The 234-nt window shown below is 50.4% G+C and carries 1 protein-coding gene; it reads right to left on the bottom strand.

Going from position 1 to position 234, the window contains the following annotated elements:
- Window positions 1-234: hypothetical protein (locus N8M66_RS09370; RefSeq protein WP_261047247.1), on the bottom strand; the 234-nt coding region annotated here is incomplete at both ends.

The raw sequence follows: 234 nt of genomic DNA, 5'->3' as shown, positions 1-234 counted from the left end.
CCCACCTCCTCATGTACATCAGCATCAACCACCGCAAGCACGTCAGCAAGTACCTCAGCATCAACAAGTGCAAGCACGTCAGCAAGCACCTCAGCTTCAACAAGTGCAAGTACATCAGCAAGCACGTCAGCAAGCACATCGGCTTCAACAAGCGCAAGTACATCTGCTAGCACATCAGCTTCAACAAGCGCAAGTACATCAGCAAGTACATCAGCTTCAACAAGCGCAAGTACG

The organism is Streptococcus mitis (assembly GCF_946188585.1).
In the GTDB taxonomy this organism is placed as follows: Bacteria; Bacillota; Bacilli; order Lactobacillales; family Streptococcaceae; genus Streptococcus; species Streptococcus mitis_DG.
This window is presented reverse-complemented; position numbering and strand designations above follow the sequence as displayed.